This window comes from Dapis hubbardiae BLCC-M172 (assembly GCF_050016015.1).
In the GTDB taxonomy this organism is placed as follows: Bacteria; Cyanobacteriota; Cyanobacteriia; order Cyanobacteriales; family Microcoleaceae; genus Trichodesmium.
The window spans coordinates 1-8,642 of sequence record NZ_JBNHEQ010000196.1 but is presented as its reverse complement, the minus strand read 5'-3'; the positions used below and the strand labels follow the sequence as shown (position 1 = coordinate 8,642).

5 protein-coding genes are annotated in these 8,642 nt (G+C 37.5%); all 5 read left to right on the top strand.

The window, feature by feature from the left end; genetic code table 11:
* The first annotated feature begins 1,252 nt into the window (after positions 1-1,252).
* The 5 genes from ACP6PK_RS18075 (at position 1,253) to ACP6PK_RS18055 (ending at position 8,577) form a co-directional block, all read left to right on the top strand.
* On the top strand, positions 1,253-4,318 hold the full coding sequence (locus tag ACP6PK_RS18075) for an ABC transporter transmembrane domain-containing protein (protein ID WP_426561412.1): 3,066 nt from the start codon (positions 1,253-1,255) through the stop codon (positions 4,316-4,318).
* Positions 4,319-4,848: 530 nt separating this feature from the next.
* Complete coding sequence (locus tag ACP6PK_RS18070; RefSeq protein WP_426561410.1) at positions 4,849-6,843, top strand: beta-barrel domain-containing protein; 1,995 nt, start codon at positions 4,849-4,851, stop codon at positions 6,841-6,843.
* Positions 6,844-6,895: 52 nt separating this feature from the next.
* Complete coding sequence (locus ACP6PK_RS18065) at positions 6,896-7,261, top strand: HetP family heterocyst commitment protein (protein WP_426561408.1); 366 nt, start codon at positions 6,896-6,898, stop codon at positions 7,259-7,261.
* A gap of 114 nt (positions 7,262-7,375) precedes the next feature.
* Entirely contained in the window at positions 7,376-7,501 is a 126-nt protein-coding gene (locus ACP6PK_RS18060; protein WP_426561406.1) for a hypothetical protein, read from the top strand.
* A 305-nt stretch (positions 7,502-7,806) separates the two neighbouring features.
* Positions 7,807-8,577, top strand: coding sequence for a foldase protein PrsA (locus tag ACP6PK_RS18055; protein WP_426561404.1), 771 nt, complete (start codon positions 7,807-7,809; stop codon positions 8,575-8,577).
* Positions 8,578-8,642 lie beyond the last annotated feature (65 nt).

The window sequence follows — 8,642 nt, the reverse complement described above, 5'->3', positions numbered from 1 at the left end:
AGATATCTAATACACCCCATCTCCCTATCTCCCCATCTCCCCATCTCCCCATCTCTCTCCTCTGTTTTCATATAAGAGAGTAAGGGAGATTGAATATTGAAGTAATTATAAAATTATCAAATATATTATATAACCGGATTCTATATAGAAGCCCTAACAGTATCTCCAGAAAATAGGTCGGAGGGAGAAGTAATTGATAAAAAATGGGTGAGAATTAATTTGAGGATTGGATGAGTGGGAGATATCTAATACACCCCATCTCCCCATCTCCCCATCTCCCCATCTCCCCATCTCCCCATCTCCCCATCTCTCTCCTCTGTTTTTAAATAGATCCCTTCAGGGGTTCTATAGAATACCGATGCTACCCGACATGATATGAGGCGTGAAAAAGATATAGATTTTTTGCAGGAGTAAGTAATAGGCAATAGCTCCAGAAGGTGACCAGCAAAAAATTTTTAGAGAGACTTTTTGATTTTCTGGAAATATGGACTACGGAGATATCAACTACGGAGATATCTAATACGGAGATATCTAATACGGAGAGAGCCACTACATAATTATACTTAAGACGTCTCACAGAGACTTTTGTGAAGATTCGATGAAGAGAAAATAGGAATTTAATGAAGATTCGGTAAAGATGTGAGGAAAATCTGTTTTTGCTCTTGCGGTCTTCCAAAAGAAGATAATAAGGTGAGTTCATCAAACAAATCTTATGTATTCCCACAAAAAAGGCGAATAGTAAAGATTTAATCCTAAAGTACGAAAATTATAGCTGAGTTAACCAATGCCAATAGTCCTATATCCAAAACAAACCCGCAACTAGACGAATTTTTATCTAAGCAATTTGGCTTAGTTTTTATCTAAGCAATTTGACTTATTGTCTAAATATAGGAGTACCCATTATTTGTCTCTGTTCCAGATATATCACTATCAATACCGTTAATCAAATTAATTGTAGTTTTTTCTCTCAAAACTTAACACTAACTTGATGAAAAATGTTACAAAAATCTATTTTGGGGCAACAATTAATCGAGAACAAGCAATAGAACTTGGTAGCAAAAATTAACGCCAAAAATTAGTATAACACCATTGATTTTTTCAAAAAATGTATCAAAACTTTTGCGGTTTGATATAAAAGGGTAAATATGTTAATATAAAGCACACTGTTACAGTAAAAATCCTTGTGAATCCTGATATTTAATATTTTTTTTTGGCCAAATATTAATAAATCAATTAATATATATAGATAACAATGAAAAAAATATCAACATACGATCGTTCAGCTGCATCTACACAGGAAAACTCAGCAATTATAGTAACTATTTTAGAAAAATTAATAAAGCAGCAAATAGATACTACTATAGCTTCTGAGTTGATAAAAAATTCTCAGACCAATAAATTTAACCTTGGTGATGAGTTAATTAAAAATGAATTTGGGATTAATAATTTTATTTATCTAGTATGCGAAGGTAGAGTAAGAATTTTAGCTTTTGACTCAGAACAACAAGAAGAAATACCAGTAGATGTTTTAGAAACAGGAAAAATATTTGGTGGAGACCATTTATTCGCAGACAATATCAAACTTTATCGGGCGATCGCTGCCAGTCAAGGCCAAATAGCAAAAATTGACCTGACCAAACTACAACCATTACTCAAAAAACTACCCCAACTGGAACAAAACCTACAGGAACAAACACAACAACGACAATGCCAAATCTTTCTTAAAACTTGCACAGAATGGCGATCGCTCCCAAGTCATCAACTACGTCCCATATTGCCCCACTTTCAGCAAATACAAATACCCGCAGGAGAAAAACTCACAACAGTAACTCCAGGGGAAACCGCACATTATTGGCTAAATGGTGGTCAAATTTCTACAACCGAAACTGAAATACCAACCTTTCCCAGTTGGGGTTATCCTGAAAAAACACCTACAGACTGGCAAGCAGAAACACAACTATCACTTTACAAACTACCTAAACAACAATGGGATGAACTTACATCCTTATTAACGAACCCAAATAAAACTCCTCTGAAGAAATCAGTCACCATCCATTCTCCACAAATCACCACTGCCAATACCCCAGAGCCAACCCCAGAAAAATCTCAGTCCCCACCCAAAGAAAACAAAGTTCTTTTTCCAAAACCAATTAACCGCCGAGTGCTGGATATTTTTGCCCACTATCCAATGATTTTCCAGCAATCATCCTCAGATTGTGGGGCAGCTTGTTTAGCTATGATTAGCCAATATTGGGGTAAACGCTTCAGTATTAACCAACTACGAAACTTGTCGAATGTGGGGCGCTCCGGTGCTTCCCTCAAAAATCTCGCTAAAGCAGCAGAAAGTCTAGGATTTCAATCTAGACCTGTACGAGCATCTCTAAGTCGTCTAGAAGAGCAAACAGATCCTTGGTTTGCTCACTGGGAAGGAATGCACTATGTGGTTGTCTACAAAGTAAAAGGTAAACAAGTTTTAATTGCAGACCCAGCAATGGGCAAAAAATGGTTAAGTCGTTCAGAATTTCTGGGAAGTTGGAGTGGTTACGCCCTGCTATTGCAGCCTACTCAAGAATTACGAAATGCTGAAACAGGTAAAGTATCTCTAGGCAATTTCTTCAATGTTTTGTGGCCATATCGCAATACTATCCTGCAAATTATTCTGATGTCTGTATTGATTCAAGTATTTGGCCTCGTCACACCCTTCTTTACCCAAGTTATTCTTGACCAAGTAGTTGTTAACAAAAGTCTCAGTGCCCTCAATATTTTTGCTTTAGGGAGTTTAATGTTTGGAATTGGAGGTCTTGCCCTGGGAATAACCAGACAATATTTACTTCAGTATTTTTCCAATCGAGTTGATCTGACTATGGTTTCTGGTTTTATCAGTCACGCTTTGAGATTACCGATGAAATTTTTTGAATCTCGGAGGGTGGGTGACATTATTACCAGGGTTCAAGAAAATCAGAAAATTCAACGTTTTCTGATTCGTCAGGTGGTGATGTCTTGGTTAGATTTTCTCACCGGGATGGTTTATTTGGGATTGATGTTTTATTACAACCCAAAGTTAACTTTATTGGTCTTGGCCTTGATTCCACCGATAGCTATTTTAACTTTGGTTGCTACTCCTTTTTTGCGCAAGGTGTCGCGGGAAGTTTTTAATGCTGCCGCAGATCAAAATTCATCTTTGGTGGAAATGATGACCGGAGTATCTACAATCAAAGCTACGGCAACTGAAAAGGAGTTACGCTGGCGGTGGGAAGAGGATTTAACTAAGTCTCTGAATGTTGGTTTTAAGGCCCAAAAGTTGGGAAATCTTTTACAGTTTAGCAATGGGTTAATTAATAGTATTGGTAGTACAGTTTTACTCTGGTTTGGATGTTTTTCGGTGATTCAGGGGGAACTGAGTATTGGTCAGTATGTGGCTTTTAATATGATGATTGGTAAGGTGATTACCCCGTTTATGGTGTTAGTGAATCTGTGGGATGAGTTGCAGGAGATTTGGATTTCTGTGGAAAGGTTGAATGATGTGTTGGGAGCAGAACCTGAAGAGATACCTGGCAAGGAAATGTTCGCGTTGCCACGGTTACGGGGAGATGTGAAGTTTGAGAATGTTACCTTTCGTTATGATGAAGACCAGGAGAGGAATACACTTCAGAATATTTCTTTTGATGCCAGAGCGGGGCAGACTATTGCTATTGTGGGGCGCAGTGGGTCTGGTAAAAGTACCTTGGTGAAGTTGTTGCAGAGTTTGTATTATCCCAACAGTGGGCGAATTTTAATTGATGGCCATGATATTCGTAATGTTTCGCCTCCGTCTTTGCGATCGCAACTTGGTGTTGTGCCTCAAGACTGTTTTTTGTTTTCGGGGACTATTGTGGAAAATATTAGTATGTATGGTGATGATGTACCTTTATCAGAGGTGATAGAGGTGGCAAAACTGGCAGAGGCTCATAGTTTTATTCAGGATATGCCTTTGGGATATAACACTAAAGTGGGCGAGCGGGGCTCGTCTCTATCAGGGGGGCAACGTCAACGGGTGGCGATCGCCCGCGCTTTATTGGGTGACCCTCGAATTGTGATTTTGGATGAGGCGACTAGCTCTTTGGATACGGACTCAGAGCGGAGGTTTCAGGAGAATTTAGCCAGGATTAGTCGTGATCGGACTACTTTTATTATTGCTCATCGTCTATCTACGGTCAGAAATGCCGACCAAATTTTAGTTATAGATAAAGGAATTTTGTTGGAGCAAGGTACTCATGAGGAATTGATAGCTCTTGGTGGGTTGTATTATCACTTAGCCCAACAACAGCTTGACCTTTAATTCTAAAAATGGTAATAACACACCGAGTAAATACTGAATTTATGTAAATATGTGTTACATTTATTTCTGAAAGTCGATCGACTTTTATCCGTTTACTTTACTAATTATTCAAAGAGAAATTAATCTTAAAAGATATATTTCTCACGGTCAATCTATTTTTGAAATCCGAAAAGATTAAGAATTGTAGATCTAAAATTATGAAGAGTTTGTGGAAAATTTTTACATAGATAAAAAAACTTAAACTATTACTTATATTCGTATATAAGCTATGATTTTTGACATTTTTCAGAATATTTCTAGACAATTCAAATAGGAATTATGTATTTTTGATAAAAGATAATCGTTAATAGAAAATCAAATAACTTAATTAGGCTACACAACTTCAAATTAATTGTAAAAAACTGCCAATTTGGCAAATAGAAGCCGAATATTAAGTTAGTATGGTTACGGAGGGAAAAATAATAAATAATACAATTTTTCAAAAAAGTTTAACAGCTTGAAACAAAGATCAAAAAAAGAAGGGTGAGTCCATGGATGATCAGACTAAATCAGAAGCAGAATACGATCAAAACAATGAATCTACTAAAAGCTGGAATTTACAGGATATAAATGCAGAGTACGATGAAATAGATGAATTAGCAGCCTCTATCTATGGAGGAATAGCAACATCAGTTAGGGGACCACAGTTACCCACACCTGCTCAAAGTCAGGACAGAGCAACACCGAATGAAAATGTTAATACTTCCAATTGGTCACCATTTGTCCAAAATTTGCTTGATAAACCAACAGCAGCATTTCCCCGGCAAGTACTATTAGGGGGTATGGCTTTCTGTATGGCTTTCGGTGCTTGGGCATGGTTTGGCAAAATTAATGAAGTAGGGCAAGCACGGGGGGAGTTAGTTCCACAGGGACAAGCTTACAAAGTACATCCGGTGGAGATGGGAAAAGTAGCTAACATCCCTGTAAAAGAGGGAGATACAGTAAAAGCAGGTCAAGTTTTGCTTGAACTAGAGACGAAACTGGCGGGAATAGAAGTAAAGCGACTAAAGCAACAGCAAGTTGCTTATGAAAAAGAGTTAGTTCAGAAACAAGGTTTGCTCGACAGACTGAGGATGGAAGCCAAAAGTAGAGATGCTGTGGCAAAGGCAGATATGAGAACCCAGTCAGTAGCGATCGCTCAAGCAGAAAAAAATGTGGACACTACGCAGGCGATGCTGAATCAGTTACAGTCAGATGTGGCGGCATTACAGAAACGATACATAACTCTCAAACCTTTAGCAGATAAAAGTCTGGAGTTATTGGCACAACTGCAAGCTGACGTGGATGCTTCTAGGGAAAGACGACAACAGCTAGAACCAATTGAAAGTCAAACAGATAAGTTACTGGAACAACTGAAAGCTGATGTAGATGCTTCTAGAAAAAGAAGGCAAGAACTTGCTCCACTATCAGACAAAACCCAAGAGTTGATTAAGCAACTCAAAGCAGATGTAGTAGAACATCAGCAACGGGTAGAAGCATTACAGCCTCTGGTCGAGGAGGGAGCAATGTCAAAGGAACGTTTATTTCAAGCCCAACAAGCACTGCGCGATCGGCAACAGGCTCTAGTTCGGGCGCAGTTATCTGAGAAAACTCAGGCTCAGGAACGCTTGTTTTCAGCTGAACAAACTTTACGCGACCGAGAAAATGCCATTATTCGGGCACAGTTATCTGAGAAAACTCAGAGCAGGGAACGGTTGTTTTCAGCCGAACAAGCTTTGCGCGACCGAGAAAATGCCATTATTCGGGCACAGTTGTCAGAGGAAACCCAGGCCAGGGAAAGGTTGTTTACAGTGGAACAGAATTTACGAGATCGGCAAACCCAAATAACTGAAACCGAAGGCAAATTAAAGCAAGCATTGGCAGAAGCACAGCGGCTAAAAGCCCAACTTTCCCAAAAACAGGCACAAGCACAAACAACTCAGTTAGAAATGGAGCAACGTATTCAGCAGTTAGAAGTTGAGTTAACTCAACTGAAAGCAAGAATTAGTGAAAATAAAAATTTACTTGCCACTGCTGAGACTAGGTTGAAGGAACGGTTTGTTTATGCGCCTGTGAGTGGGGTGCTACTTTCTCTGAATGTTGGTAATAGTGGTGAGGTTGTGCAACCTGGGCAAACTATTGCAGAAATAGGCCCTCAAGACGCCCCACTGGTTTTGTCTGCTAAGTTACCTAATCCCGAAGCTGGATTTATCAGAGTGGGGATGCCAGTGCAACTTAAGTTTGATGCTTATCCTTATCAAGATTATGGACTAATATCTGGCAAGGTTTCCTCTCTTTCTCCTGATACAGACCAGGATGCACAAATGGGAGATGTTTATCAAGTTGAAATTACCTTAGAGCGTAACTATGTGACAGAAAATGGTGAAAAGATTAGCTTTAAACCTGGTCAAACTGCGAGCGCGGACATTATTATTCGTCGCCGTCGCATTGCAGATGTTTTATTAGACCCAATTAAGCAATTAAAAGCAGAAGGCATCAATTTTTAATAGCACTTTCAAATTTTGTTAAATTCATTAGAAAAAATCTGGAGATAAAATTATGAGTTCTGAATTACTGTATCGTCAAAGCAAATTAGATAAAATAATGACTCGCGAACAGTTTGATTTAATTATTGAAGCCATACTTGCTGGCAAGTATTCTTGGGCTTGTGTTTTAATCTTACGTTTTGGTGGTCATAACCCCCTCGACTACATTCCCTATCGTACATTTAATCGGTTAATCAAAGAAAATTGTAAAGGTTGTAAACCGAGTAAACACAGAAAGCGAGGTGAAGATGAAATGGAATGTGGTGGTGAAAATAATGATTCAAAAGTTACAAGTATTGCCGATAAAAAAGCCAAATACACTCAAAATAAACAGGTATCAAGCGATCGTAAAAATCAGCAAGATGCCCTAGCAATCTAATTTAATTGATCAGCAGGTAAATAAATCCTGAATATGGATATGGATGTGAATACCCTCGGTAGCAACTTGATTAAAATGCTATTAGAGGGTTGATTTTTCATAAATATTCTCTGAATGGAATTTGTTGGTGAAAATAATGATTCAAAAGTTACAAGTATTGCCGATAAAAAAGCCAAATACACTCAAAATAAACAGGTATCAAGCGATCGTAAAAATCAGCAAGATGCCCTAGCAATCTAATTTAATTTATCAGTAGGTAAATAAATCCTGAATATGGATGTGAATACCCTCGGTAGCAACTTGATTAAAATACTATTAGAGGGTTTATTTTTCACAAATATTGTCTGATTTATTACTGTAGAAATATGTGGTTTACCACGAATAAATCATATCTCTGATTTATAAAATATGTCAATATTTATCTATATAAAATCTGCCAAAATGGCAATAAATCATCAAAGTTATAAATTTGCCAAAATGGCAACCAAACTCTAGTTAAATTATCTATTATAAAAACAGTTATGACATAAATTGGTAGAATGGTGATGATTAATAACCAATCTATAACAGATATAGATATTATCAATTCCCTCAAACAAGATGTTCAATACAAGCAAATTTGGCAACGAATCTTAAATCAAAAAGTTATAGAGAAAGCTGCTCAGGAAAGAGGGATAACTGTATCTCCAGAAGAAATACAGTCAGAAGGCGATAGCCTGAGAATGGAAAAGAAATTATATAAAGTATCTGATACCATTGCTTGGCTTGCAGAACAAATGATTACAGTAGAAGATTTGGAAGCCGGAATTGGCGCTCGCTTACTTTCTCAGAAACTAGCAGAGAATTTGTTTAAAGAGGAAGTCGAGAAATCCTTTGCTCAAAATCGCATTAATTATGACCAGGTATCATTATATCAAATCATTATTAGCGAACCTCGACTTGCCCAAGAAATATATTATCAAATCAAAGAGCAAGAAATCAGCTTTTATGATGCTGCTCACTGTTATCATATAGACGAAAACCGACGGCAATTTTCTGGTTATGAAGGTCAACTTCACCGTTGGAGTTTAAAACCAGAAATGGCAGCAGCAGTATTTAGTGCTAAACCAGGAGTGGTAATTTCCCCTCTTAAAACAGATCAAGGATATCATATTTTGATGGTAGAAAAATTTATCCAGGCCGAGTTAACAGAGGAAAGATACCAAGAAATTTTGAATAATATGTTTAAGCAGTGGTTAGCTAACGAAGTTAACTATATGTTATATAATCAAATTGAGCCGGAAGAAATTAATGAGTCAAAGCAGCAAATAACTTAAGGATGCACAAAATGGATAATTGATAATTGATAATTGATAATTGATAATTGATAATTGATAATTGA

Coding starts and splice junctions, on each gene's coding strand:
- ACP6PK_RS18070 (WP_426561410.1), top strand. CDS start 4,849: ATGGATGATCAGACTAAATCAGAAGCAGAATACGATCAAAACAATGAA.
- ACP6PK_RS18075 (WP_426561412.1), top strand. CDS start 1,253: ATGAAAAAAATATCAACATACGATCGTTCAGCTGCATCTACACAGGAA.
- ACP6PK_RS18055 (WP_426561404.1), top strand. CDS start 7,807: ATGATTAATAACCAATCTATAACAGATATAGATATTATCAATTCCCTC.
- ACP6PK_RS18060 (WP_426561406.1), top strand. CDS start 7,376: ATGGAATTTGTTGGTGAAAATAATGATTCAAAAGTTACAAGTATTGCC.
- ACP6PK_RS18065 (WP_426561408.1), top strand. CDS start 6,896: ATGAGTTCTGAATTACTGTATCGTCAAAGCAAATTAGATAAAATAATG.